We start from the raw sequence: 23,738 nt of genomic DNA, 5'->3' as shown, positions 1-23,738 counted from the left end.
TAGTAGAAGTGTAAAAAATTTTGCCGTTCCTATCCGGCGTTTGCGCATTGCGCCGGATAGGTCGGGCGGTCATTCGGGCAGGTCTACCTTGCCAACGAAAGAGTAATAAATATCAATGTCCTGTCTGCGTGTGCCGTTCTCGTCATAGCTGCACTCATGCACAACGATTTTCTCCACAAACTCACGCAAAAGGGTAGGGGTAAGTTCTTCAAAGCTGGTGTACTTGCGGACAACATTCATAAACTTTTCTGCGTTTACCGTGGCTTCCTGCGCTTTGGAAAGCTCTGCCCGGATAGCGGCGGCTCTCTCTTTCAGTTCTTTCTGCTCGGCTTCATAGTCTGCCGACAGCTCCGTGAAACGCTCGTCTGAAATGCGCCCGGTCACGCTGTCCTCATACAGCCGCTTGAAGATAGCGGATAACTCGCTGATACGCTTCTCGGCGGCTTCCAGCTCCTTTTTCCTTGCGGCGTTCCTGCGCTTGCCCCCGTCCTCGTTCTGCTCGATCAGCAGCTTCATAAACCGGGCTTCGTGCTTCGCTGCATAGCTGGTGACTTTCCGCAGATTGTCGGTCACTCCGGCGGTCAACAGGTCGGTGCGGATAAAGTGCGCCGTACAGTCACGGGTACGCTTCTTGTAGCTCCCGCAGATATAACAATCCTGCTTGCGGGTGGCGTTCTGGTAACGCTGCTGGTAAAGGACGCTGCCGCAGTCGGCACAAAAGAGTATGCCGGAGAATAAGCCCACTTCATCATAGCGGTTCGGGCGTTTGCGCTGCTTGCGTAACTCCTGCACACGCTCCCACATCTGGGTGTCAATGATAGGCTCATGGTGGTTCTCGAAAATCGCCTGTTTCTCAATGGGGTTCTCTACGCTGTGCTTGGTCTTGTAGGACGGCTTCTCCGTCTTGAAGTTTACCAGACAGCCCGTGTACTCCCTGTTTTCAAGGATATGTACCACGGTATTGGTCGCCCACTTGCACTCATAGCCGGGGTGGTAGCGGCGGGTGCTTCCCGTCCGACGGTATTCCAGCGTTCCCGGCGTGGGGATCTCCTGCTCTGTGAGCATACGGGCTATCTTGGTCGGCCCGTTCCCGGCAAGGCACAAGCTGTAAATCTGCCGCACAACAGGGGCGGCTTCCCCGTCAATGATAAAATTTTCGTCCTCGTCCATAAAGTAGCCGTATACGGGTTTGCTCGTGACGGGCTTCCCGCTCATACCCTTAGACCGTTTTACTGCTTTGATTTTCTTGCTCGTATCTCTCACCAGCCATTCGTTAAAAATGTTCCGCAGAGGGGCAAAATCATTGTCGCCCTGTGCGCTGTCCACTCCGTCATTGATAGCGATAAAGCGGACGCCTTTCTGTGGGAAAATCATTTCCGTATACATTCCCACTTGCAGATAGTTTCGCCCTAACCGTGACATATCCTTGACGATAACGGTGCCGACTTTTCCGGCTTCAATGTCCGCAAGCATGGCTTGAAAACCGGGTCTTTGGAAGTTCGCCCCAGAATAACCGTCATCTGTGTACCATTGCAGATTGGAAAAGCCGTTCTGCTTCGCATAGGTTTCGAGAATACGCTTCTGGTTTGAAATAGAATTGCTCTCACCTTGCAGCTCGTCCTCGTGGGATAATCTCGGATAAAGGGCGGTAATAAGGTTTCGGGTGGTCTGTCTTAACATAGTGTCCTCCATTTCCGACAGCCAGCCCCACTATTCCGTATGACTATCATACCACACGCCGGGGCTGGCTGTACAGTCCTTTCTGCTTCTTTACGTCCCGTCAAATTGCCGATTTTTGTGTAGCAGCTTCCGCTTCCAGCACTTTCAGCATTTTATCGGCGGCGGTGGCGGTGGTGTCCTGCTTGAAATAGCCGGAAACGACAAGGACAGAATTACCTATGCGGATTTCCGTCACGCAATCCGGGCGGCGGGTGCTGCGGTCATTCTTTGGGGTGTTGGTCATAGGCGGCTCTCCTTTCTGTTCATCAGCTTTTTCAGTTGTCCCATTTTCTCCTGCGCCGTGGCTTTTCGGAAGTTGCTCCCGGTAAAGCGGACAGGAGAACACATTTCAATCAGACGGTCATAAATGCGGGCGTGGGCGGTGTCCTCCGGGTGCTGCAAGTCCTCCAGCGTGAGATTAGTCGTGACGATCAGCGGCCTGCCGCTGCGGTAACGGCTGTCAATCACGTTGTAGACCTGCTCTAAGCCGTATTCCGTTCCCCGTTCCATTCCAAAATCGTCAAGGATAAGCAGCGGGAAGCTGCAAAGTCGGGAGATATATTCATTCCTGCCCTCAAAGCTGGCGGCAAGGTCACCCAATATCAATGCAAAGTTTGTCATGCACACGGGGATTTCACGCTCCATAAGGGCATTTGCGATACAGCCCGCAAAATAGCTCTTGCCTGTGCCAACGCCGCCCCATAGCAGATAGCCAATGTTGCGCTCTTTCATGGTTTCCCAGTTCTCCACATAGAAATGGGCGTGTTCCATTTGCGGGCACTTGCCGTTGTCGTTCTCAAACGTCCAGCCCTGCATAGCCGGGTCTGTAAAGCCCCGCCGCTTCAACCGCTCGACAGTTTCAAGGTGACTGCGCTGTTTCTCTGCGGCTTCCCGTTCCTCACGCTCTGCCCGCTGGCAGTCACATTCTGCCGGGTGGCGGTCACGCCCCAGCCATGCGGCGGTTTCTTTGGGGAAATAGCCCTCTTTGGGCTTGTGGCACTTCCCGCAGTATAAAAGCCCGTCCTCGCCGGTGTAGTCCTCCGGCTCCGGCGTGGTGTCGGTCATATTCAAAATCATTTCATCAAATCCATTCGTCATAAGCTCTCGCCCTCCTTACAGGTATAATCGGGTATGCCCTTTTTCGGGGCTTTCTTGGCTGCGTCCTCCTGCGCCCACTTGAAAATCGTGGCTGCATGGCTCTTGTATTTCCTCCCGCTGGAAGCGATATGGCAGGATAGGCGGTCAATGTAATACTCCCACTTGCCGGGAAGCTCTGTTTTCAGCCCGTCAAGCTCCGTATCGGAAAGAATGACATTGTGGTATCTGCCATAGGCGGCGGGGGCGGGGTGTCCCGTTTCTAACTCTCTCTCTTTTTCTATTTCTATATCTATCTCTTTCTCTATCTCTATCTCTGGTGGACAAATGTCCGCTCGATATGGTGGACATTTGTCCGCCCCTGTCTGCGGCAGGGCTTTTTGTTCCTGCAAAGCCAGCCGCGCCCTGCGCTTGCGCTCCCCCTCGGTAGAGGACTGGCCGATTAAAAGCTCAATGTTGCTCATGTAGAGTGCGCCGCTTGGCAAAGGCTCCACAAGCCCCAGCTTCATAAAGATTTTCAAAGCTCTCTCTACGGTACCTACCTGCTGGCGGGTAATGGTCGCAATCATCTGGGCGGTGTAGGGGATATTCTCGTCAAGCTGCAATTTCCCGCCGTTTTTCAGCGATTTCAAGTACAGCTTCAAGAGAATGTTGGAATAGATAACGCCGTCCTGCATACTTTCCAGCAGAACGATTGCATCATCGTCAAAATAGCTCTCTTTCAGCTTGAGGTAGTAATATTTGCGGTTATCTGCCATAGGCTGCGTCCTCCTTTTTCCAGCGTTTGGAATAATAGCGAGGGCATAGTATGATAACCGCCCGGAAGCTCTGTTTGCAGTCACGGGTGCAGCCCCGGCATAGGTCGTTGTAAGTGATACGGTTGCGGTGGTTGAGGAAGAAAGACCATTCCAGCCGCCGCTTCTTGCTCATTCTCGGCAATGGTAAGCTCCTTTCTGCCGTTCCTATCGGTGTAGCGGGATAGGGGGCATTTTCTGTATGTTCTCGGTATCATTTTCGGGCTTTTTCTGCCCTGTAAGCCCCGTTTGGAAGTCGGGGAGTATTGCGGTAAGGGTTCATATCATACCTGTATTTTTGTAGGGTTTCGGTATCATTTCGGGGCGGTCTTTAACGCTCCTGTTCACGCTTTTTCTGCTGGCTCGGTGCGCCCCTTAAAATCTGGTCGATATTGCGTCTGACTGTCTGAAGCTCCTGCGCCCGCTGGCGTTTCTCCCGGTAGTCGTTATATCCGGCGTTCTTCTGGACGGTAAGCTGCTCAATCTCCCTTTGCAGGGCTTTGCTGGCTGGCAGCTTGGTTATTCCATGCTCCCGGAAATAACGGGCGGCTGTGTCCGCTATGATAAAATCGCTTTCGTGCTGTTCCCGGTAGGCTCTCCGGGCTTTCTCCGATTTCTGCGCTTTCAGACCGTCACGGGCGGGCTTCGTGCCGATATAGCCCAAAAGGTTGCGCTGCAATTCCTTTTTCTCCCGGATAGCGGCTTCCAGCCCTTTCAGTCCGGCAAGGCTCTCCTGCGTGGCGGTGTTGGCTGCGGAAATGGCAGCGTCCAGCTCGTCCGGGGAAGAAAAGCCATACTGCTGGTAGAGCATGAGGGTAGCCGACATCTGTTTGAGGTTGTGCATGGTCGCCCACTTCTCATAGCCCCGTCCTTTCCCCTCGGCTCGCTTGGCGGCTATGTCTACCATGCGCTGTACAGCGTCATTGTTCGGGGCGTTTTTCGCTTCTTTTTTCGTCCGTAAGCGGTCTTTGATACTGCCGGGGTATTCCGCTATGGCTGCGGGTTTTTCGGCGGCTCTGGCGGCGTTCTGCTCCAAAACGGAGAGGACAGCAGCCCGGTCAAAATCGTCCCCCAGCTTCCGGGCGGTAATTGGCTTCGTCCTGTCCGGCGTGAGGTAACTTAGCCGCCCCCGGCTCTCCTTGACGGTCACACCATGCCGGAGAAGCAGGGCGGCAAACTCATCAAAGCCGGAAGCAGCGGCAAGGGCTTCCCGGATAGTCCGGCGCAGCTTCGCCTTATCCGTTTCAAACTTGGTCTGCCGGGGCGCGATACCGTCCGCAGCAATAGGGGCGTTGGCTCTGTCAAGGGCAGCCTGTCCTTTCTTCTGCGCCCAATACTCACGCTCGGTAATGCGTTCTTTGCTGCCGTTCAAAAGGTCTATCTGGTAAAGCCCCTCGCTGTGGCACATCTCCATGACTTCGGCTTTCAGATAGTTCATAGCTGCGTCCGTACAGCGGTGCTTGCAGCCTGCTTTCCTGTCCGCTGGCCTGTCCATGTGGGGCAGCATGGGAACCTCCGCAATCCGCAGACTGTTAATGACGATATGCACATGGATATTTTCGGTGTGGCTGTGTCCGTCCGGGTGGGTGCAGACAAGGGCCTGGTGTCCGGGGAAATGCTCGGCGCAGAACTTCTCGCCCAGCTCCTGCGCCCGATCAACGGTCAAGCCGTTGTCCGGGCCGTCCCGTGGGTCAAAGCTGATGATGTAGTGGTGGCTCTTTACGTCCTCCCGTTTCTGGTTCTTGCCGTAGCGGAGATTGGAGCGCATACAGGCAACGGCAAAATCCTCCCCGCCACAATTCAGAGAGGATATGCGGTAGTCTACCCTCGGTATGAGCCGCCCGTCTGCGTCAAGGGTGGGCTTCATGGTAAACTCGTCATGCTCGAATGTGAGGTATTTTTCAGCGTCCCCGTAGTTGGCATTTTTAGAGCTGATATGTTTGAGTATCGCCAACGGCTTCACCTACTTTCTGCAAGACTTCAAACTTCAAGGCGGCAAGGTCGGCGGCGGCTCCCCGCACTTCCTTTTCCAGCCCCCGGTAGGGGCTTCCGTATTCGTTCAGGCTCCGGGCAATCTGGTTTAAGTTGCCGCCGATTTTCCCGTACTCTGCCGTGAGCTTGGAGAGGGCGGCAAGCAGCCCGTCATTGACCGGGGAAACGGTGACAATGGGGCGTATGGTCGCTTTCCGTATGGCTTGCCGGATAAACTCGGACTGGCTGATTTCATAAGCCGCCAGCCGCCCGGTGAAGTCGGCGTATTCTTCATCGGTCATGCGGGTCTTTACCACATGACGGCGGTGGGGCGTATTGTATTTCTTTCGCATGGTCTGTGACCTCCTTTCTCGCCCGACAGGGCGCATAGCAGGGTTTGGGGAAGGCACTCCCCAACAAGATTCCCGCAGGGGCAAAAATAAGCGGAGAGCGAATTTTGGCACCTCGGTAGAATCTTGCTCTGAAAAACTCCGGCGTTCCCCGGCTCCCGTCCTTTCCGCTAACAAAACGTTTCAAAAGGGCTTTGCTACCCGCTATTCCGGCTTATCTTGAAAATTTTCCTTTCACTACCTACAACACCACGCAAAGCAAAATGGACGGAGATTTTTAGAATTTCCCCTCTATTCCCTACAACACCACGCAAGCCGGAATAGGCGGACAATGGCAGTATTTTTTTCTTTGATACCCTCTACGGATAAGTAAGGGATTTTGCCAACTGCGGCGGCTATTTTCCCTTTTGTTTTTTCATACTGGGGATTTTCAAAAATGCCAAACAGGAACGAAAAAAAGCAGCAAATCTGTTGAATAGATTTACTGCTTTCTGGTTGCCGGCGAAGCGGCGGTTATTCAGTTGTAGGCGGTAGGGCTATCTCCCAAAGCGGAACTTGAAAATAGCTGTGAGAAGCGTCTGGGTGATGTAGTCCTCTGTATCTTGGTCTACCCGTCCATTCACACGGGCGGCACATTGTATGCGGCGGCGGTAATACTGCAATACAGTTCCCACCGCTTCCGGCTCCCCGCTGGCGGCTTGGACGATTGTTTCATAGGGGAGAAGCCTATTATTTCTCATATGCCATTCCCTCCATTTCCGCTTGGAGCTGCCGTAGGGCTTTTCGGATATGGTAGCCCGCTGTGCTGCGGCTGCGCCCGTACTGTCTGCCAATTTCGTGCTGTGGAATACGCTTGAAAAAGGACAGGTAAATCATTTCCCGCTCCCGTTCGTCCAGCCGTGACAGGGCTTCCGCAAGTAAACCGCTGCTGAAAATGACCGTATCGCCGCAAAGGGTAAGTATGTATTCCTCGTCCGGCTCCGGGGCTTGGAAATATTCATCTGTCGTGCCTAAAGGGTAGTGCTTTTCGTCTGTGAGGTATTCAAGGGATATTTCTCTTTTGTGCTTCCTGCTCCGTGTCCTCGCTGCGTTGATCGTTGCATTTCGGATAACGACTTTGCAAAAGGCATGGAAAGTGTACTCGATATGTTCCCGATATTCTTCTGTACAGGTCATGGAAAATCCCCCTTTCCTCCCAAAAGGGCTGTGGCTGGTTAGTAGTTGCTTTTTATGATAGTAAGGGGCGGCAGCACTTTAGGCTGTCGCTCCTTGACTGCCTAACTGCAAAACCGGGCGGGGCTGTCAACGGCGGGCGAAGCCCGTTCATCTTGACCGTTGACTGGCTCGGCCGGGTTTGCTATTTATCCGGCAAACTTGAATTTATTTTAAGCTATCACGTTTTACCTTTTTAAGCCTTACTATCATTACCATAGGAATTTCTTTATTGTTTTTGAAACATTCTTCATAAAATCCATCAATGACAAATCCAGCTCTGAAACAAAGGTTAAAAATATCTTGTATGGAACGATGATAATAAATCTGCTCCTCCGGCTGCCCTTCGATCGCTATATCATAGTAACTGTGCGGTGTCATATATTTTTCAGTCAATGTGATAAAACAAGGGTGCTGCGTTGCAAAGACAAAAATCCCGTTTTCCTCCAATAGTTCATAAACAGCCATAAAAAGCGGTTCAATATCCGTAATATCCATAATTGCCATATTAGAAACTGCTTTCGTAAAGGCTCGATTTCTTTTTAATCCTAATAAGCTTTCTCTATTGGTCGCATCCGCTACGCAAAACTCAATTTGTTTTGCATATTGTGATCGCCGTCTTTTAGCCAATTCTATCATTTTTTTGCTGTAATCAAAAGCGACGACCGAAGCGCCTCTCTGTGCAAGATACGAAGAATAATTTCCATTGCCGCACGCAATATCCAAAATGTAATCCGAAGGATCAGGAGAGAGAAGTTCCGTTACTTTGGGACGTACTACCTCTCTGTGAAATTCATTGGATTCGTCACCCATTGCATCATCCCAAAATTGTGCGTTTTTCTCCCAGATCTTTTTGCTTTCCTCTGTTCCCATGTTCTCTCCCACTCCCAAAATTTGCCTTTTTGCTTCCATTAAATCTTCCTTACTATATTCCATTGTTACCCTCCATAACTTCTGATTGTTGCCGTCTTGACTATTATGTATCTTTTCTTTCCAAAATGGTATAGGCTTTTATTTTTATAATGCTGCAAAACTTTTCTTCTGTAAGGTATTCAAAGGATATTTCCCTTTGCCGCCGCTATTGGAAAGCCAAAAGCAGCGGCTTTTTTACGCGATATGACCGAAAAGACTAGAAAGCAGGATATGTCATCATTTGTCATTTCTTCTCAATGTAATAACTGCATGGCATATCAAGCCAAATACAAGAGAAAAACAGCCACCGCCAAATAGTGATGCTCCCCACCCTGCACCCGACATTGTCATAAAACCGCCAACAAAGAAAATACCAATGCCAAGAAATATCCCGACACCATAAAAAAGTCCAATTGCCATATCATACTTATTAAATTGTCGTTTCTCTTTTTTTCACATGTTTCCATTTTTGTTATTACCTCCTTCGCAAAATCGTCCATGTGGACTCCAAAAAGAAAACAAATTTTTTTCAACGTATTTAAATCGGGTTCATTAACATCTCTCTCCCAATTCGATAGCGCCTGCCGGGTAACATTCAATTTCCCAGCCAGTTCTTCCTGTGTCATTCCCGATTGTGTTCGCAGATGACGTATTTGCTTTCCTGTTGTAATATCCGTCTGTTTCTGGTTCAAAATGGTTCCTCCTCTCTGATGCTGATTTTATCAATGATATTTCGCAATAGCCAGCAATGAACGTTTGCATTGCGCAAGATGTTACATTATCTTCTGAAACATATGCCGGATCTTGTCTAAACGGCTGTTCGGGCGGCGTGGCTGAAACACAGGCTCGCCGGAAGTTTCCTGATACCCTTTTAATTCTGTAATGCAGACACTTCTTCCATTTGTATAAAAATTCAAATCATTTCTATATTCACCAATACAACGGGCAGGGATTTCCCCCTTAAAAATAACTTCATCTTTTTCAAGTCTGGTTGATTCAATGATTGCGCAATACTTTGGTGCGTCATTATAAGCCCGTGAAAGATATTCCTGCGGTGCAAAAAGGGTAAAGGAAAGGTATGGTTCCAACAGTTGTGTTCCTGCTTTTTTCAATGCCTGCTCCAACACGACAGGCGCAAGAAAACGAAAATCAGCGGGGGTGCTGACCGGGCTGTAATAAACTCCATAATCAAAACAAATTTGGCAGTCTGTCACTCCCCAGCCATATAAGCCCTGCTCCATTCCATAACGCACACCCTCCATGACGGCATTTTGAAAACTTTGGTTTAAATAGCCGAGAGATACCTCGCTTTTATATTGTGTTCCGCTTCCAACAGGAAGCGGTGTTACAGTCAAACCAATAGATGCCCAAAACGGATTCGGCGGCACTTCAATATGAATCGTGTAGCTCGCTTTTTTTTGCGGTCTTTCCAGATAAATAACCGAAGGCTCTTTCATAGCCACGCCCACATGATATTTTTCTTCTAATAGCGAACAAATAACTTCTAACTGTACTTTTCCCAAAAAAGATAATATAATCTCATGTGTAACAGTATCAATGTCAAAATGCAAAAGAGGGTCTGTATCAGCAATCTCTGTGAGGGCATTTAACAGGGCTTCCCTTTGCTCCGGCTTTTGCGGCTCTACCGTTGTCCGAAGTAATGGCATGGGATTATCAATCCGTGTTTTGTGAGGCAGGAGTTTTTCATTTCCCAGAATGTCGTTCAGTTTCAAAGTATCATCAGCTAAAATAACAATTTCTCCCGGACAGGCATGGTCAACCGGGACGATTTCACCATTTGACGGAATACACATTTCTGTAATCTTTATTTTTTCCTTTTTTGACAGCAGCAGGGTATCCCGTAAATGGAGCGTCCCATGATACAGGCGTAAATAAGAAAGCCGTTTTTTCCGCTCTGTATACTCAACCTTAAAAACATATCCACATAATTCAGACTGAATATCGTCTGTTTCTGTAATGAAAGTTTCTGTAATCGCTTCAATCAGTTTTTCTGTTCCTAAATTGTCTTTTGCACTCCCATGATAAACAGGAAACAAAGAGCAGCATCTGGTTCTTTTGCACTTTTCATATTGTAATTCCTGTATATCCAAAGAATCCTCTGCAACATATCGTTCTAATAGTTCATCGCTTCCGGAAATAATCATATCCCATTTGTCCAAATCAGAAATATCGGTCATGGTTATCTTTGGCGACAGGGAAACCTCCTGCATGACAATCATATCACTGGTAAGTTTATCTTTAATGCTTTGGTAAACACGCCGCAGGTCGATCCCATTTTGGTCTATCTTATTTATAAAGATAATTGTCGGAATGTCCATTTTCTGAAGCGCATGGAATAATATACGGGTTTGTGCCTGTACGCCGTCTTTTGCCGAAATGACTAAAACAGCTCCGTCAAGGACAGATAAAGAGCGGTATGCTTCGGTTAAAAAATCCATATGACCGGGAGTGTCCACGATATTGATTTTATAATCATTCCAGCAAAAAGAAGTAACCGCTGTCTGAATGGTAATTCCGCGCTGCCGTTCCAAAATCATAGTGTCTGTTCTTGTAGTTCCTTTATCCACGTTTCCTTGTTCCGCAATCGCTCCACTGGTGTACAGCAGGCTTTCCGTCAATGTTGTTTTTCCTGCGTCTACATGGGCGAGAATTCCAATATTGATTATTTTCATGTGATTGTCCTCCTTTTACAGCCCCAAAAGGGCATAAAAATCCCCAGCAGTAAAATACTTTTACCACTGGGGATTATAATTTGCGGACATACACATATACAGCATACACCTGTTTGTGATTGCTGTTTTTCGGATATGTCAAAATTGATAAGGCAAAAGTATTCTTAAATTGGGTACAAAAAACCAAGCCCCCACAAAAGGGACTATCATAATCCTTTGTTCCCACTATTTGATTATAGTTTTATTTAAGAATACCTTGCCGCATATTTTTTACTCCTTTTTTGGAATGATGCTATTATATCACATTAGTTTTAGGAAAGAAAGTACCTAAAAGAAATTTTTCTTCCCCTTATATGTAACAATCATACCGACTTTCTGGCGTTCAGAATGGTTTCTGCTGTCTGCTGTGGTGTTTGGTTGGAATTGTCCAGCCAAAAGCCGATCCGTGGTGTTGTCTGCATAAATGTATCGTATAAGGTTTCAACCGTAAAGCCGGAATAGCCTGTTTTCTCCCTGTATCGTTCCCTTCCTTTTATTGTTTCCACATCTGGACAAAGAACGACAACCTCAACAGGGTATTTATGCGGCACAAAAAATATGTACATGTAACTAATTCAACACATTTATAATTTGAATAGGGACATTATAGCATTTACTAAATACAAATTCAATGTATACGGAAATAAAGATATAAGGAGTGGGAAGGATTCCGCCGTAGTCGGCATTGTAGGAAAATCCAAAAGTTTAGATTTTCCCACAATGCTTATCTTTTGGTCTTTGGTTCGGAATAGTGTAGTGCTGGCGGTCTATCTCTTGTTTTCGGTTGCTTGCTTCCTTACCGTACATGAGCATTGGCGCCGGGGTTGTCGTTGCCGTAACCTTCCAGCAGGTTGATAACGCCCCAGATACCGAGACCGGCACCGAGCGCGATAACGAGGGTCTGAAGAACGGTGATTGCCTGTTCAAAAAATGCCATATAGTTTGTTAGCCGGAATCTGATTAAAAAATAGGTTTGTCATGTTTCATAGGCATACAAAAGCCGGAACAATCTGCCGCCCGGTTTCCGGGGGCATGATTCCGGCTGTCCTCCTTTTTCATTATTTTTTCTCGCGATTGTCCGCTTTGTACGCCAATGGCCCATAGAGGGCAGATGCGGCGAATAGATAAGATCACTCCCTTCTAAAGCGGAACGAAATTAAGCGCCCTTTGTGTCTACTTCATATACATCGCAGACCTCATTGGGCTTGAGTTTCAGCCTTGCGGACAAGAATGCTTCAATATCAAAAGCGTTCTTGTCATCCGCGTCGGCAGTGTACTTGAAATTGGGGTGCTTGGTGATGTCGTACTTATCCGAAAGGAAAGGACGCACACCGCGCAGCTGGAGGATACACTTGCCGCCATCCATAACAGCAAGCTCATCCTGGCTCATCAGCTCTTTCCCCAATTTTTGATAGTTGAGTGAATGGGATGTTTCCCTCCCACGGCTCTCTCCGGTGTTGTAGGTGTCGATGGTTTCCTTACCCAGCACGGCGGCCAGCTCCTTGAGAGTGGTCGGCTCCTTACCGCCCAGAAAGATGGAAGTATCCATGTTTCCGATAATGGTATCTGCGTTATCCTTATAAATCGCCTTGAGCTGACTCTGCGCCTGCAACACCAGACAGGCGGAGATCTCACGGCTTCGGATGGTGGCCACCAGCTTTTCCAACTTGGGTATCTGGCCAATGTTGGCGCACTCGTCGATCAGACAGCGCACATGAACCGGCAGTCTGCCGTCGTACACATCGTCGGCCTTTTCGCAGAGCAGGTTAAACAGCTGGGTATAACACATGGATATAAGGAAATTAAAGCTGTCATCAGTGTCACTCATGATGAGGAACAGGGCAGTTTTCCTGTCTCCCAGAGTATCCAGCTCCAGCTCATCATAAGCCGTGACCTCACGCAACTCTGCAATGTCGAACACGGCAAGGCGAGCGCCGCAGGAAATCAAAATCGACTTGGCTGTTTTTCCCGAAACGAGTTGTCAAGGACTTTTTAATCAAATTCACAAAAAAGCCACAAAAAAGTGCCAGAAGCACTTTCATGCTCCTGACACTCAGGCGGGTGGGGTTACTTTTCCCCGGCAAGGATTTTTTCGCAAACGGTCTGGTATTCCGGCAGCCGTTCAAGGAAGGGGTTCCAGCGCCGCTTTATCTCGGCCAGTTCCAGAGGGTCGGCGGTCTGTTCAGTGTGATCGTTGCCGGTCATCTGCAACACATCCATCGACACCTCGGAAAACAGCACTTCGGCAAGCTGGTCGGCGGTGTCAACGAGTATTTCTTCCTCGACATACCGCTTTTTTGTGCTGATTTTCAGCAGCAGATAGCCCAGCTTATCAGACCAGAGCCATTCCAGATAGGGGCTTTCCCGGATGTAGTCGGCAAACACCGCGTAAACCCTCTCAATCTCTTTCTTTTCCGTTTCTTCGTACAGCATTTTCATGTCCTCCTTGGCTAAAAGTTTTGGCGTGTACCATCATCAGTTTAACACAAGGCGGCTGGCTTTATCAGCCGGTCACATCTGCTGTATCTCGTTTTTGAGCATACGCTTGATTTTGTCGCTCATGGTTTCAGTGCTGGTCTGGCTGAAATGGACGCGCACCTTGTAGGTGGTCTTGCCGATTTTCTTTACCAGCGCGGGGGCGTCCTCCGGCGCTCTGGTAGTGGTGGTGTCTGCGGTCTGCATGGTACGGGTTTCTTCGCTCATGGCGCTCCTTTCTCCGGGCGGGGCTGTGCCGTCCGGCACAAAATTACTCATGCTTACGGTTTACAATGTCTTTCGCCGCCTGCTTGGTGGCCCCGGCGTTTTCCTCCCGGAAGTTTTTCCCGGCAAAGAGGATCGGGGCGCACCGTTCCAGGATACGGTCATAGATACGAGCGTGGGCCAGGTCAGGCGGGTTTTTGAGTTCGGCCAGCTTCAGGTTGGTGGTGATGATCATGGGCCTGCGGCTGCGGTAGCGGCTGTCAATGACGAAAAACATCTGCTCCATCGCATACTCGGTACTGCGCTCCACACCCAAATCGTCAATGATAAGCAGGTCGTACTCGTCAAAGCTGGCGATAAAGTCGGCCCTGTCCTCGGAAAACATTCCCGTCAGACGGTTCAGGATGGTGGGAAAGTTCGTCATCAGCACCGGCACATCCCGGTCAAGCAGGGCGTTGGCGATACAACCGGCGAAAAAGGACTTGCCAGTTCCCACATCCCCAAACAGAAGCAGGCCGGTGTTGTTCCTGTATGCCTCCTTCCAGTTTTCCACGTAGGCGCGGGCCTTGTCCATCAGAGGATTTTGGCCGTTGTCGTTGGCAAAGGTGTAGTCGTACAGATAGCGGTCTTGCAGGCCCTGGGCCTTCCGGCGATTGATGCGCTCCATGCGGCGCTGCCGTTCCTCGGCGGCCTTGCGCTGTTCCTCGGCCTCCCGCTGACACTGGCAGATACAGCGGGGCATGAAGTAGCCGGGTTTCCCAAAGCATGGCACAACGGTCTGCCTCTGGCCGCCGCACTTTTTACAGTGAATGAGGCCGTCTGCCGGGTCTATGTACTCGTCCCCGGCCAGTTCCATACCGGCGGCTGCCTTGTCGATCAGCGCCCGGATTTCTGCGGTAATCTCCATCATACGGTTTCATCCTCCTTTACGCTGTAATAACGGTTGCGGATGGGCGGGGCTGCTTTCTTCGCGTCCTCACCGGCCCAGCGCCGGATGGTGGCGGCATGGCTCTGATACCGCTTGCCGGTAGAAGCCATGTACTCGGACAGCTTTTCGATGTACTGGCCCCATACGGTGGGAAAGCTGGCCTGCAAGTCTGCCAGTTCCTCGTCCGTCAGGAAAACATTCTGGTAACGGCCATAGGCGCGGGCGCTCTCACTCTCTCTATTCTCTATACTCTTATCTCTAATATCTAATCTCTTATCTCTAATCTCTGGTGGACAAATGTCCCCCTGGCTATATGGTGGACAAATGTCCGCCCCGCCGGATGGGAGCAGTTTTTGACGCTTCAATCGCATACGCTCTTTCTTTTTCCGTTCCCCCTCGGTAGAGGATTGGCCGATCAGCAGTTGGATGTCGGCCATGTAGTAGGCCCCATCGGTCAAAATCTCCACAAGGCCAAATTCAAGGAACACCTTCAAGGCCCGTTCCACCGTCCCCACCTGATGGCGGGTAAAGGTGGCGATGGTCTGGGGCGTGTGGGGCAGATGGTCATTGAGCATGAGGATACCGCCGCTTTTGAGTGACATGAGGTACATTTTCAGCAGCAGATTGGAGTACAGCAGGCCATCCTGCATACTCTCCAAAATAACCATCGTTTCGCTGTTGTAGAAGTTTTCTTTCAGCTTGAGGTAGTAATATTTTCGATTGTCTGACATAGGCTTCCTCCTTGGGGTTTATTTCAGGGGTCTGTATGCCTTTAGAGGGCCGTTTTGGGGGCCAGAGGATAAATCTATCAGGCCCCCAGCGACACCCTCGAAAAAAGCCTTGATTTACAAGGGGTTTTCAGCCCCTAAAGCGTGACATTTCGCCCTTTGTTTCCGCTTGCGCTGGGCGGCCTTGATACGCTTCATGCGTCCGGCACATTCCGGGCAGTATTTGGCCCGGTTGGAGCCGGGGGTGAACAGCGCCCCGCAGACGGCGCACCGTTTGGCGTCCAGGCGGTGGAACAGGGCCGTTTCCAGTTCTCTGTCCAGCGGCAGCACCGCCGCCCGGAACCACCGGCACAACAGGGAGTAGGAAATGGACTGGACGCAGACACATTCCTCCCCATCATCCAGCGCGATACAGTGGCCGCCGTCATAGTTGCAGCACTCATGTACCAGCCGCCGCGCTCTGCGGTACTGGCGGTAGTCCATGACGGGGACGGGTTCAGGCTTGCTTTTTTTCATGCTGGCACTTCCCACACCCGCCGCAGTTGCCGCAGCCCTGGCAGGCATGGGCCTCCGGCTCCGGGCCGGTGGGCGCGTCTGCCGATTCCGGCTGCAAGAGGGCAAGGGGCAGGCGGATATTCAGGTGGATAGTGACGGGCAAAATAATTTGCTTCATACAGTGACCTCCTTCAATGAATTTACTGTTAAATATTCGTGCAAAGTATTGTTTTCTTCGTGCAAATGGCATATACTAAAAGTACCAGCAGAAAGGGGTTGATGATATGGCTGGAAATACCACAAACATCAGCATCCGCATGGACGCGGATTTGAAGGCACAGGCCGACGCCCTGTTTGCGGAACTCGGCATGAATTTATCCACGGCGTTCAACATCTTCGTGCGCCAGTCGCTTCGTGAGGGCGGCATTCCCTTTGAGGTGAAGCTGGAACAGCCCAACAAGGAAACGATTGCTGCCATGCTGGAAGCGGAAAGGATTGCAAAAGACCCGTCTGTAAAGGGATACAATGACCTTGACGAGTTGTTTGCCGACCTGAAAAAATGAGGAAAACAAAGTACACCGTCAAGTACACGACCGCTTTCAAAAAGGACTACAAGCGGGCAATCAAGCGCGGCCTGAAAATCGAATTGCTGGAACAGGTCGTGGCGCTGCTGTCGATGGGCGAACCGCTGCCGGATAAAAACCGCGATCACGATTTGTCCGGCGATTGGGTGGGCCATCGGGAATGTCACATTCTCCCGGACTGGCTGCTCATTTACCGTATCGAGGATGATGTGCTGGTGCTGACGCTTGCCCGCACCGGGTCGCACAGCGACTTGTTCGGCAAATAAACCATCTGCCGCCGTATGGGGAAACCTGTACGGCGGTTTTTCTGTGTGCAAAAGGGTGTCGTGAAACGCGACGCACCTGAAAGGGGTCGGCAAAGCGCCGTACCCTTTACCGCTCCGGCCCCCGGTCGCGGGGCTTGTCCCGTTCCTGCCGGGCCAGTTGGTCGGCGGCCTTGCGGAGCCGTTCCACAGCTTTTAGCTCCTCCCGCATAGCTTTCATGTCGATGCTGTCCACCTGTTTCTGGGCGGTCAACAGGTCGATCTCACGCCGCCATTCCTTCGGGGTGATTTCCTCGCCGCTGGCTTTCAGTTCTTTCAGATACCGGGCCGCCGCGTCATAGAGGATCAGTTCTCGGCTGTGGCGCTGCTCGAACAGTTCCCGCTTCTCCGGCTTCACCTTGGCAAACTGCTTATGGACAGTCTTGTACTTGTTGTACTGCGCCCACATCTCCCCGCGCTCGGTGAGGACAGCGATCCGGCGCTCGGCCTTAACGATTTTTCCCCGCAGGTCATAGTAGCGGGTGTTCATATCTGCTATTTTTTCATGGAGCTGCTGCATGGACTGGATGCCGTTTGCCTGCAAAAAGCTGAACAGGGCGGCGCTCTCCTGCAAAGCTCGGATTTTGCCGGTGCGGGTGTCAGGCTGCTTGAGCTGCTGCTGGGCCTCCCACAAGTCAATCATGCTGGGCTGCTGGCCCTCCGGCTTTTCGGCTTCTGCCTTAGACCAGTTGTAAAGGCGGGTAATGCGGGCCTTGATTTCCTTGAGCAGCTTGTTGTCGGCGGCGATCTGTCGGTTTACTTCTCCCTTGTCGGTGCGGATACCGCGCTTCTCCATCTGGCTGGCCGCTGGCCCCAGGTGGACAGAGGGGATTTTATCAATGCCCTGTCGCTTGTAGCTGCGGTGGTCTACCAGGGCAGGCTGACCGGCTGCCTCCAATGCCCGGTTGGTATAAGCCGCCCATGCTGCTCGCCAAATCTCCACATTCCCTTTGTCGTTCCAGTCGGTGGTGTCCTCCCGGTGGTTCTTCCAGCCGCCTCTCTCGTCCGGGATGCGCTGGCCGTTTTCGTCCAGGTCGTATGCCTTGCGGCACTTCGCGCCCCATGCGCCGTTTTCTTTTAAGGGCCGGACGGTCAGCATGATATGGACATGGGGGTTGCCGGTTCCCTTGTCATGGATGGCAAAATCAGCGCACATCCCCTTGTCCACAAAGTTGTCCTTCACATAGGCCCGGACAAGGGCAAGCTGCTGTTCCCTGGACAGTTCGCGGGGCAAAGCCGCCTCGATCTCGCGGGCAAGCTGGCTGTCCCTGGCTTTCTCGATCTGCTCCACACTGTTCCAGAGGGTGGAGCGGTCTGCAAACTCTGGCGGGGCGTGTGCGGGCAGCATGATTTCCGCATGGACAACGCCGCCCTTCCGGGTGTAATCATGGGTCAGGCCGTCCCATTCATTCGTCAGTTTTGTTCCGCTTCGGTAGGCGGCTGCGGCAACAGCGGAACGGCCCTCGCTGCGCTTGATGATACTGACGGGAATATGGCAAAAATCTATGGGTGGCACCTCCTTTCGGCGGGGATATTTCAGGCTCCGTGGAGCCGAACAAACGCGAAGCGGGTGTCTGGCTGCGCGGGGCGCACAAGGGGTTTGGGGAGTGTAGCGCCCCATCGCGGACGAAGTACGCAACAGCCCCCGGCAGGGCGCACGACACCGGCAACGGTGTATAAGTGCGCCCTTGTAAACAAGGGACTTATGGCGTGTCCCCGGATTTTGGCAGGTTTGCAGTCAATTCCGCAGCCCCCGGAAGATGGGACAGGGCAATCAGAAATGTTTTGACCTCCGCGCCGGAAAGGTCGGGAGCCAACGGGAAAATCCCCTCCAAAACGGCTCCACGCTCAATCAGGCGGCGGGTACGAACCCTGCGTTCTTCGTTCCGCTGCTTGTTCTCCAAAATCTTCTTTCGGTTTTCAAGCTGCCGAATCTCCTTCAGGACTTTCTCCCGTTCTTCTTTTTGGGGGTGGGCTGTATTTTTTTCGTTCATGTCATGCACCTCTTTTCTTTGGAAACGCTCATAGATTGACCGTCCATTTCTGTCGAGCAAAGTACCGGCGCAGTCTCCGCAGTGCGGCATGGATGGATTTTCCCGCCTGTGATGGCGTGATACCCTCCATTGCGGCAATATCTTTCACTTTCATACCCAGCATATAGCGGGCGTGAACACGGCGAGCCTGCATAGGCGGCAGGGAGGAAATGGCTTCATACAATCGCCGTATCAGTTCTTCGTATTCGGCTAATTCTTCTTTTTCTATCAGGTAGTCCTCCGGCGATGGCTGCGCCCAGCCGATGGCGGCATTTTCGATTCCATCGTTACAATCGAGGGAATAAAACGCCTTATACCGGAACATCTTGCGATCTCTGGCGGCCTCGGCTCTCTTGTCCAGAAGAAACGCTTCGACGATCTCATCGGACACCTCCACAAAAATGTCCTCTTTGCAAAATGGATAATATTGTTTGAGATTGATGGTCTGCATAGGCATGCCCTCACTCTGTTTGGAAAAGGCCATCATAGCAGCGGCGCATATTCCGCAGACCCCGGCGGATGGCAACGCTAACCTTGCTGCTGTGGACGCCCTCTATCCGAGAGATTTCCGGCTGCTTGATACCAGCAATGTAATAGGCGTGAACACGGCGGGCCTGTGTCGGAGTGGCATGAGCCAGAGCCACCGGCAGAACTGCAATCAGGTATAGGCGGGTGGTCATTTCTTCTCGTTCCAGCAAAATATCTTCCGGCGATTTGCTGTGTTCCAGTGCGTAATTTTCCAGCCAGCTGTATGCGTCCAGAGAGTAGTAGGCGCGGTGGTAGACTTTCCGACGCTCATAGTTCTCCATCTCCCGCTTGGCCTGATACATCGCTGCCCATACCTCGTCCGTAACATCCACAAACTCGTCATGCCGGTAGTGGGGATACATCCACCGCAGATTGATTGTTTTCATAGGCTTACCTCCTGAAAATCGGAGAGGCGGACAGCTCGTCCGCTGTCCGCCCCTCGCTGAGATAAGGGAAATGATCCCTTTCACTTGGTAGCCAGAAAACAGGTCATTCGTTAAGCCTGTTCTCAAAGAAATTTATAAATTTTTTTCTGACCGCCTCCACACTTTGATACACAGCCACTTTGGAGCAGCTGCACAGTACACCGATCTCCGCAAGGCTCAGTCCGTCAAGCGCATAGAGCAGGAACCGGCGGCGCTGGGCCTCGGTACAGGTGTCCAGAACAGCCATCAGCTCATGCAGCGTTTCCATGCGGCAAAGGTATTCTTCCGGCGTTTCGCCGTAGGCTCCTACACCCTCGGTGGTAATGATGTACTCGTCAAACTCCCGGCCATCCCAATGCCGCCGCTGTTCATGGAACAGGTTCTCCGTTTTGTGATCGGCCCGGTCAAGAAATTCATAGACTTCCAGCGTAACCTCCACGGCCACAGCTTGTCCGTTATTATTGATGGTAACTTCCATCTGCCTTTCCTCCATTCAGATTTTTTTGGTAAATCTGAATGGGGCGGCGGAGAACGGCACTGGGGCCAGGGTTCGGGCCATGCTGGCCTGATGTTACGGCCCCACAGGTATGAAAAAACGCCCGGACAGCAGAAAGCTATTCGAGCGCAAAAACTCCAATATTCACTTACAGAATGACAATTTTCGCACCGGCTACCAGACGGGGCCTGTTCGTTGACTGGGCTTTTTTTGACGGTAGTGAAATATCGTCTGAATTTGTCGGCGGTCAATGTGCTTCATGGCGGTTCCCTCCTAAAGCCGCCGTGTCAGCGTGTAGTCGTCACTCCTTTGTCGAGGGCATAAGAAACGGCGGCCTTGATGTTACTCAAAACCGCCGCAGTCCTTGAAAATCCATTATGGGCGCACGAAGCTGCCTGCCCTGCAACGGTTTTTTTCTTTCCCCGTCTTGCGGGGCAGGATCGCTTGGCTTATTCGGTTTATTCTTGCTTTTGTGCGGCTGACTCTTTCAGCCGGTCAAAACTCTCATCGCTGATAATGTGTTCAATCCGGCAGGCGTCGGCCTCCGCAGTTTTGGGGTCAACGCCTGCGGCGATAAGCTGCTCGGTAAAGAAACAGTGGCGTTCATAGATTCTTTCAGCCACCTCGCGGCCCACATCGGTCAAATGGAGAAAGTGATCTTCGTCCATTGTGAGAAAGCCGCCATCCCGCAAGGTAGCCACTGCATGGCACACGCTGGGCTTTGACACCTCCATGTGCCGGGCCACATCTACGGAGCGTACCATACCGAGTTTCTTTTGGAGAACAAGGATGATTTCCAGGTAGTCCTCCCCGGACGCATGAAGCGTTTTGCTAAGACGCATTGATTATATTTGCTCCTTTTTCATGTGAGAAAAATGCCCGTAAGAGTTTGATTGCTTCATCATCCATTGGCCGATGCCATAGCACCTTATTCTCTTGAATAAACAGAAGATAAGTACAACACTTATAAATCAATTCAGGATCATGGGTAATCAGGAATAGGCTTTTTCCCATGTCTTTTAAGCGGTTCAAATTATCAGACACCTCTACCATATGGAAATAGTCTAAGCCACTGGTCGGTTCGTCAAAAACAAGGATTTCCTTGTTTGAGGCGATAGCACTTCCAATCGCTACCCGTTGCTTTTCCCCGCCAGATAAAGACATGGGATGCAGTTTGATTTTGGCTGCTAAATCAAGGCTGGATAAAATCTGGTTTGCCCATTCTGTATTTTCTTTTTCGTCCTCACCGTCCATACTAAGAAGCAATTCATCCAACACATCCTCGGTAAACAGTTGGTGGTTTACATCTTGCATAACCATGTAAGATATGTGGCACCGCTGCTTTGCACGATAAGAATGTCCATTAAGTTCTAACTCACCCAAAGCCCGTTTGTCCAATCCACACAGGCAACGAGCAAATGTGGATTTTCCCGCGCCGTTATTCCCAATAATTCCAATGATTTCTCCTTGTGGTAGCGTCAAATCAGGAATGTCCACAATAAGAGGGCCGTGTTTATCATAAGAAAACCGAAATTCCTTGATATGTAAAGTCGGCGGTTTCGCTTTTGGTTTGGCCTCCGGTGGAAGGTTGAATGGATCAAGGGCGCGTAGCCCCATTCCCTGTAAAGTTTCGGGAGACAGTAATTGAAATTGCTGCCTTGTAAATTCCTTACTGATCTCTCCATGTTTCATGTAGATAATCCGATCTGCGTAGGGAACGAGATAATAAAGCCGGTGTTCCGCGACGATCACAGTCTTTTTCTCGGACCGCCAGTGCCGGATTACGCCAATTAAATCTTCAATGGTGGAAATATCCAGGTTGGAGGATGGCTCGTCCAGTACAAAGATGTCCGGGTGGATTGCGTCGGCAGAGGCGCAGGCGATTTTCTGTTTTTCCCCGCCGGATAGGGCAAACAAGCTCCGGTTCAGCAGTTTTTCCAGCTTGAGGCTGTGGGCAGTCTCCTCCAGACGCTTCCGCATCTCCGGGACTGGCAGGGCCATGTTTTCACACCCAAAAACAATCTCACTGGTGGTATCTACATTGTAGAATTGTGTTCTTGGGTTTTGGAATACAGACCCCACCCGCTGTCCGATTTGATAAAGGGGATAGTCTTTTAGCTCTTTCCCATCTAAGAGGACTTGCCCGGTCAGTTTCCCACCGTAGTAATGTGGGATCAAACCGTTGATCAGCCGGGTTAGTGTTGTCTTGCCACAGCCAGACTCTCCACAGAGCAGGATAGTTTCACCGTCCTGAATTGCCAGATTGATATGGCTTAGGTTGTTCTCGGTTTCCCCACTCTCATAGGTAAAGGAAACATCTTTCAATTCAATCACAGTATCACCTCCTTACCACGGGCTGAAAAAGTATGTAGAGAGCAGTGCAGTTCCGGCAATCAGCACCGCCAGCAGATCCCAGCCGGTAAACCCGACCTTTGTGATATTGGTGCGCCGGACCGGGGTATCCAGGCCGCGGGTCAAGGCTGCCGCAGAGAGATCATCCCCGATTTTGACCACCGAGATCATCAGGGGAATAAAACGGTATTCAATCAGGGCGGCGGGATTTTGCCAGAACTTCTTTGTCCCGAACTGGACCTCCCGCATCCGCATGGCATCCTTGATGGCCGCCGACTCCTCCTGCATGGTAGGGATAAAACGAAACAGGACGGAGAGCGGAATGGTGATCTGCCGCCCAATGTGCATCCGGCCAAGTGCGGTAATGCACTCGCTGGCCGTGGTGGACTTGATAATATAGGCTCCCATCACAAAAGCCGGAAACAGCCGCAGAACCAGTCCCACCAACAGGACTACCAGCATATTGACGATCATGGGAAACTGGACGGAGTTCTGGATAGCCTGCACAAACAGCCCCGCTGCGAACAGGCAGAAGAACACCGTTGCCGTCTTATACTGCCGGTTAGTCAGCAACAGGACAAAGGGAATCATCGCCACCGCGATCATAAAGGCGGTGTGGCTATATAGAAATTCTGCGGTAGCGACAACGGCCATCAGCAACAGCTTGGTTCGTGGGTCCAAGCAAAAGCCTGTTCTGTTTTCAACAACCGCTTGAAGCTGCTCCATTACACAATGCCCGCTCTCTCAAAGTGTTTTTTCAGCATTTTATGGCCCAGAAGCGCGCCCAGAATACCGCCCACAAACAGCAGCGCAAAACCCAAATACATCATCCAGGAGGGCATCAGGGATTGCAAGGTGTTTGCGTACTGATCACCCATGGAGGTGTGGATGTTTTCCCAATACGCTTCACCGGCAAACCAGAGATTGGCGGGGCAACCCATGATACCGAGGCAAAAGCAGGCATAGCTCAGAACAGTGACTTTGAATTTCTGATAGCCGCCGATTTTGAGCACAACATCGCTTAGAATGCCGCCGAGCACCCAGCCGAGCAGGCCGATCCAGCCATAGCCGATTAAATAGAAGAAGATACCGCCAATGATGCCGGTAATGGTAAGCATTCCAAATTTCTTGATTTTTGTGTAATACAGCATCATAGGGATACCGCATACAATCGGCCAAATCACAAAAAGGAATGGATATACTACTGGTAACGCAGTTAATAGTCCAACGACAAAGAAAATGACGAGAGTCATTGCAGAATAAATACCAACATTGATAAGATCTTTGCCTGTAAGTTTATTTGTGTTTTCCATTTTCAAAAAGTCCTTTCAATATAATTTCGATTGATACATTAAGAAGCAAGAATCATTTTAAATATGAGA

At 50.7% G+C, this 23,738-nt stretch carries 29 protein-coding genes and 2 pseudogenes; 2 read left to right on the top strand and 29 right to left on the bottom strand.

The features are described 5' to 3' along the window. Positions 1 to 69: 69 nt before the first annotated feature. The 20 genes and pseudogenes from H8711_RS05310 to H8711_RS05215 all read right to left on the bottom strand — a co-directional run bounded on the left by H8711_RS05310 (position 70) and on the right by H8711_RS05215 (position 15,814). Positions 70 to 1,680 carry a recombinase family protein gene (locus H8711_RS05310; protein ID WP_002605633.1) on the bottom strand — a complete coding sequence of 537 codons (1,611 nt, stop codon included), beginning with the start codon at positions 1,678 to 1,680 and terminating at the stop codon, positions 70 to 72. A gap of 100 nt (positions 1,681 to 1,780) precedes the next feature. Then, positions 1,781 to 1,963, bottom strand: a complete 183-nt coding sequence (locus tag H8711_RS05305; protein WP_002605634.1) for a transposon-encoded TnpW family protein — start codon at positions 1,961 to 1,963, stop codon at positions 1,781 to 1,783. After that, positions 1,960 to 2,817 carry an ATP-binding protein gene (locus H8711_RS05300; protein ID WP_002605635.1) on the bottom strand — a complete coding sequence of 286 codons (858 nt, stop codon included), beginning with the start codon at positions 2,815 to 2,817 and terminating at the stop codon, positions 1,960 to 1,962. Before H8711_RS05300 ends, H8711_RS05305 begins: the two co-directional genes overlap by 4 nt. Beyond that, entirely contained in the window at positions 2,814 to 3,572 is a 759-nt protein-coding gene (locus H8711_RS05295; RefSeq protein WP_002605636.1) for a phage replisome organizer N-terminal domain-containing protein, read from the bottom strand. Before H8711_RS05295 ends, H8711_RS05300 begins: the two co-directional genes overlap by 4 nt. After that, on the bottom strand, positions 3,562 to 3,753 hold the full coding sequence (locus H8711_RS05290) for a hypothetical protein (RefSeq protein WP_006058351.1): 192 nt from the start codon (positions 3,751 to 3,753) through the stop codon (positions 3,562 to 3,564). The genes H8711_RS05295 and H8711_RS05290 overlap by 11 nt, the downstream gene beginning before the upstream one ends. 186 nt (positions 3,754 to 3,939) lie before the next feature. Then, positions 3,940 to 5,562 carry a relaxase/mobilization nuclease domain-containing protein gene (locus tag H8711_RS05285; RefSeq protein ID WP_002602093.1) on the bottom strand — a complete coding sequence of 541 codons (1,623 nt, stop codon included), beginning with the start codon at positions 5,560 to 5,562 and terminating at the stop codon, positions 3,940 to 3,942. Beyond that, positions 5,534 to 5,932: a plasmid mobilization protein gene (locus H8711_RS05280; RefSeq protein ID WP_002602094.1), complete on the bottom strand. Its 399-nt coding sequence runs from the start codon at positions 5,930 to 5,932 to the stop codon at positions 5,534 to 5,536. Before H8711_RS05280 ends, H8711_RS05285 begins: the two co-directional genes overlap by 29 nt. 533 nt (positions 5,933 to 6,465) lie before the next feature. Then, positions 6,466 to 6,669: a helix-turn-helix domain-containing protein gene (locus tag H8711_RS05275; protein WP_002602095.1), complete on the bottom strand. Its 204-nt coding sequence runs from the start codon at positions 6,667 to 6,669 to the stop codon at positions 6,466 to 6,468. Continuing rightward, complete coding sequence (locus tag H8711_RS05270; protein ID WP_002602096.1) at positions 6,659 to 7,105, bottom strand: RNA polymerase sigma factor; 447 nt, start codon at positions 7,103 to 7,105, stop codon at positions 6,659 to 6,661. The genes H8711_RS05275 and H8711_RS05270 overlap by 11 nt, the downstream gene beginning before the upstream one ends. A 204-nt stretch (positions 7,106 to 7,309) precedes the next feature. Further along, complete coding sequence (locus tag H8711_RS05265) at positions 7,310 to 8,077, bottom strand: class I SAM-dependent methyltransferase (protein ID WP_002602097.1); 768 nt, start codon at positions 8,075 to 8,077, stop codon at positions 7,310 to 7,312. A gap of 323 nt (positions 8,078 to 8,400) precedes the next feature. Beyond that, positions 8,401 to 8,745 (bottom strand): helix-turn-helix domain-containing protein, encoded by a 345-nt coding sequence (locus H8711_RS05260; protein ID WP_002602098.1) that lies wholly within the window; start codon positions 8,743 to 8,745, stop codon positions 8,401 to 8,403. A gap of 81 nt (positions 8,746 to 8,826) precedes the next feature. Further along, positions 8,827 to 10,746: a tetracycline resistance ribosomal protection protein Tet(32) gene (gene tet(32) / locus H8711_RS05255; protein ID WP_002602099.1), complete on the bottom strand. Its 1,920-nt coding sequence runs from the start codon at positions 10,744 to 10,746 to the stop codon at positions 8,827 to 8,829. A gap of 847 nt (positions 10,747 to 11,593) precedes the next feature. Continuing rightward, positions 11,594 to 11,722, bottom strand: a pseudogene (locus tag H8711_RS05250) (Maff2 family protein); the annotation flags it as partial. 219 nt (positions 11,723 to 11,941) lie between these two features. Further along, positions 11,942 to 12,766: pseudogene (locus H8711_RS05245) on the bottom strand (VirD4-like conjugal transfer protein, CD1115 family); the annotation flags it as partial. Between the two features lie 86 nt (positions 12,767 to 12,852). Continuing rightward, a complete protein-coding gene (locus H8711_RS05240; RefSeq protein ID WP_003509348.1) occupies positions 12,853 to 13,218 on the bottom strand; it encodes a hypothetical protein in 366 nt (121 codons plus the stop codon). A 78-nt stretch (positions 13,219 to 13,296) separates the two neighbouring features. Further along, a complete protein-coding gene (locus H8711_RS05235; protein ID WP_044911006.1) occupies positions 13,297 to 13,488 on the bottom strand; it encodes a transposon-encoded TnpW family protein in 192 nt (63 codons plus the stop codon). 43 nt (positions 13,489 to 13,531) lie between these two features. Continuing rightward, a complete protein-coding gene (locus H8711_RS05230) occupies positions 13,532 to 14,395 on the bottom strand; it encodes an ATP-binding protein (protein WP_003509350.1) in 864 nt (287 codons plus the stop codon). Next, positions 14,392 to 15,144: a phage replisome organizer N-terminal domain-containing protein gene (locus H8711_RS05225; protein ID WP_055654269.1), complete on the bottom strand. Its 753-nt coding sequence runs from the start codon at positions 15,142 to 15,144 to the stop codon at positions 14,392 to 14,394. Before H8711_RS05225 ends, H8711_RS05230 begins: the two co-directional genes overlap by 4 nt. Positions 15,145 to 15,258: 114 nt before the next feature. Then, positions 15,259 to 15,657, bottom strand: coding sequence for a cysteine-rich VLP domain-containing protein (locus H8711_RS05220; RefSeq protein ID WP_009296692.1), 399 nt, complete (start codon positions 15,655 to 15,657; stop codon positions 15,259 to 15,261). Next, on the bottom strand, positions 15,638 to 15,814 hold the full coding sequence (locus H8711_RS05215) for a hypothetical protein (protein WP_009296691.1): 177 nt from the start codon (positions 15,812 to 15,814) through the stop codon (positions 15,638 to 15,640). The genes H8711_RS05220 and H8711_RS05215 overlap by 20 nt, the downstream gene beginning before the upstream one ends. Before the next feature lie 106 nt (positions 15,815 to 15,920). Here H8711_RS05215 and H8711_RS05210 point away from each other — a divergent pair, with 106 nt between their 5' ends. Together H8711_RS05210 and H8711_RS05205 are read left to right on the top strand one after the other, a co-directional pair. Further along, positions 15,921 to 16,199: a type II toxin-antitoxin system RelB/DinJ family antitoxin gene (locus H8711_RS05210; protein ID WP_003509354.1), complete on the top strand. Its 279-nt coding sequence runs from the start codon at positions 15,921 to 15,923 to the stop codon at positions 16,197 to 16,199. Then, on the top strand, positions 16,196 to 16,486 hold the full coding sequence (locus H8711_RS05205) for a type II toxin-antitoxin system YafQ family toxin (RefSeq protein WP_003509355.1): 291 nt from the start codon (positions 16,196 to 16,198) through the stop codon (positions 16,484 to 16,486). The genes H8711_RS05210 and H8711_RS05205 overlap by 4 nt, the downstream gene beginning before the upstream one ends. A gap of 106 nt (positions 16,487 to 16,592) precedes the next feature. Here the strand turns inward: H8711_RS05205 and mobQ are convergent, their stop codons facing one another. From mobQ to H8711_RS05160, 9 genes are all read right to left on the bottom strand, one after another. Next, positions 16,593 to 18,038, bottom strand: coding sequence for a MobQ family relaxase (gene mobQ, locus H8711_RS05200; protein ID WP_003509358.1), 1,446 nt, complete (start codon positions 18,036 to 18,038; stop codon positions 16,593 to 16,595). A gap of 187 nt (positions 18,039 to 18,225) precedes the next feature. Beyond that, positions 18,226 to 18,516 (bottom strand): DUF3847 domain-containing protein, encoded by a 291-nt coding sequence (locus H8711_RS05195; RefSeq protein WP_003509359.1) that lies wholly within the window; start codon positions 18,514 to 18,516, stop codon positions 18,226 to 18,228. Between the two features lie 28 nt (positions 18,517 to 18,544). Continuing rightward, the gene (locus H8711_RS05190; protein ID WP_009296689.1) at positions 18,545 to 19,006 is read right to left on the bottom strand and encodes an RNA polymerase sigma factor; all 462 of its coding nucleotides are present in this window, start codon (positions 19,004 to 19,006) and stop codon (positions 18,545 to 18,547) included. Positions 19,007 to 19,016: 10 nt separating this feature from the next. Next, entirely contained in the window at positions 19,017 to 19,469 is a 453-nt protein-coding gene (locus H8711_RS05185; protein WP_249282467.1) for an RNA polymerase subunit sigma-24, read from the bottom strand. 103 nt (positions 19,470 to 19,572) lie between these two features. Further along, complete coding sequence (locus H8711_RS05180; protein ID WP_154467954.1) at positions 19,573 to 19,986, bottom strand: RNA polymerase sigma factor; 414 nt, start codon at positions 19,984 to 19,986, stop codon at positions 19,573 to 19,575. 476 nt (positions 19,987 to 20,462) lie between these two features. Beyond that, a complete protein-coding gene (locus H8711_RS05175; protein WP_003509367.1) occupies positions 20,463 to 20,846 on the bottom strand; it encodes a metal-dependent transcriptional regulator in 384 nt (127 codons plus the stop codon). Further along, on the bottom strand, positions 20,836 to 22,338 hold the full coding sequence (locus tag H8711_RS05170) for an ABC transporter ATP-binding protein (protein ID WP_009296686.1): 1,503 nt from the start codon (positions 22,336 to 22,338) through the stop codon (positions 20,836 to 20,838). The genes H8711_RS05175 and H8711_RS05170 overlap by 11 nt, the downstream gene beginning before the upstream one ends. A gap of 12 nt (positions 22,339 to 22,350) precedes the next feature. Next, positions 22,351 to 23,037, bottom strand: coding sequence for an energy-coupling factor transporter transmembrane component T (locus tag H8711_RS05165; protein WP_249282466.1), 687 nt, complete (start codon positions 23,035 to 23,037; stop codon positions 22,351 to 22,353). A gap of 44 nt (positions 23,038 to 23,081) precedes the next feature. Next, positions 23,082 to 23,669, bottom strand: coding sequence for an MptD family putative ECF transporter S component (locus H8711_RS05160; RefSeq protein WP_003500067.1), 588 nt, complete (start codon positions 23,667 to 23,669; stop codon positions 23,082 to 23,084). Between the last annotated feature and the right edge of the window lie 69 nt (positions 23,670 to 23,738).

The organism is Ligaoa zhengdingensis, from assembly GCF_014384885.1.
GTDB lineage: Bacteria > Bacillota > Clostridia > Oscillospirales > Ruminococcaceae > Ligaoa > Ligaoa zhengdingensis.
Note: the sequence above shows the minus strand (reverse complement) of the source record. Positions and strands in the feature narration are given on the sequence as shown.

Excerpts from the sequence above, each read along its gene's own strand:
- H8711_RS05225 (WP_055654269.1), bottom strand. The coding sequence starts at position 15,144 with ATGTCAGACAATCGAAAATATTACTACCTCAAGCTGAAAGAAAACTTC.
- H8711_RS05310 (WP_002605633.1), bottom strand. The coding sequence starts at position 1,680 with ATGTTAAGACAGACCACCCGAAACCTTATTACCGCCCTTTATCCGAGA.
- H8711_RS05230 (WP_003509350.1), bottom strand. The coding sequence starts at position 14,395 with ATGATGGAGATTACCGCAGAAATCCGGGCGCTGATCGACAAGGCAGCC.
- H8711_RS05295 (WP_002605636.1), bottom strand. The coding sequence starts at position 3,572 with ATGGCAGATAACCGCAAATATTACTACCTCAAGCTGAAAGAGAGCTAT.
- H8711_RS05175 (WP_003509367.1), bottom strand. The coding sequence starts at position 20,846 with ATGCGTCTTAGCAAAACGCTTCATGCGTCCGGGGAGGACTACCTGGAA.
- H8711_RS05210 (WP_003509354.1), top strand. The coding sequence starts at position 15,921 with ATGGCTGGAAATACCACAAACATCAGCATCCGCATGGACGCGGATTTG.
- H8711_RS05195 (WP_003509359.1), bottom strand. The coding sequence starts at position 18,516 with ATGAACGAAAAAAATACAGCCCACCCCCAAAAAGAAGAACGGGAGAAA.
- H8711_RS05205 (WP_003509355.1), top strand. The coding sequence starts at position 16,196 with ATGAGGAAAACAAAGTACACCGTCAAGTACACGACCGCTTTCAAAAAG.
- H8711_RS05305 (WP_002605634.1), bottom strand. The coding sequence starts at position 1,963 with ATGACCAACACCCCAAAGAATGACCGCAGCACCCGCCGCCCGGATTGC.
- H8711_RS05185 (WP_249282467.1), bottom strand. The coding sequence starts at position 19,469 with ATGAAAACAATCAATCTGCGGTGGATGTATCCCCACTACCGGCATGAC.
- H8711_RS05265 (WP_002602097.1), bottom strand. The coding sequence starts at position 8,077 with ATGGAATATAGTAAGGAAGATTTAATGGAAGCAAAAAGGCAAATTTTG.
- H8711_RS05215 (WP_009296691.1), bottom strand. The coding sequence starts at position 15,814 with ATGAAGCAAATTATTTTGCCCGTCACTATCCACCTGAATATCCGCCTG.
- H8711_RS05160 (WP_003500067.1), bottom strand. The coding sequence starts at position 23,669 with ATGGAAAACACAAATAAACTTACAGGCAAAGATCTTATCAATGTTGGT.
- H8711_RS05220 (WP_009296692.1), bottom strand. The coding sequence starts at position 15,657 with ATGAAAAAAAGCAAGCCTGAACCCGTCCCCGTCATGGACTACCGCCAG.
- H8711_RS05240 (WP_003509348.1), bottom strand. The coding sequence starts at position 13,218 with ATGCTGTACGAAGAAACGGAAAAGAAAGAGATTGAGAGGGTTTACGCG.
- H8711_RS05280 (WP_002602094.1), bottom strand. The coding sequence starts at position 5,932 with ATGCGAAAGAAATACAATACGCCCCACCGCCGTCATGTGGTAAAGACC.
- H8711_RS05300 (WP_002605635.1), bottom strand. The coding sequence starts at position 2,817 with ATGACGAATGGATTTGATGAAATGATTTTGAATATGACCGACACCACG.
- H8711_RS05180 (WP_154467954.1), bottom strand. The coding sequence starts at position 19,986 with ATGGAAGTTACCATCAATAATAACGGACAAGCTGTGGCCGTGGAGGTT.
- H8711_RS05190 (WP_009296689.1), bottom strand. The coding sequence starts at position 19,006 with ATGCAGACCATCAATCTCAAACAATATTATCCATTTTGCAAAGAGGAC.
- H8711_RS05235 (WP_044911006.1), bottom strand. The coding sequence starts at position 13,488 with ATGAGCGAAGAAACCCGTACCATGCAGACCGCAGACACCACCACTACC.
- H8711_RS05270 (WP_002602096.1), bottom strand. The coding sequence starts at position 7,105 with ATGACCTGTACAGAAGAATATCGGGAACATATCGAGTACACTTTCCAT.
- H8711_RS05275 (WP_002602095.1), bottom strand. The coding sequence starts at position 6,669 with ATGAGAAATAATAGGCTTCTCCCCTATGAAACAATCGTCCAAGCCGCC.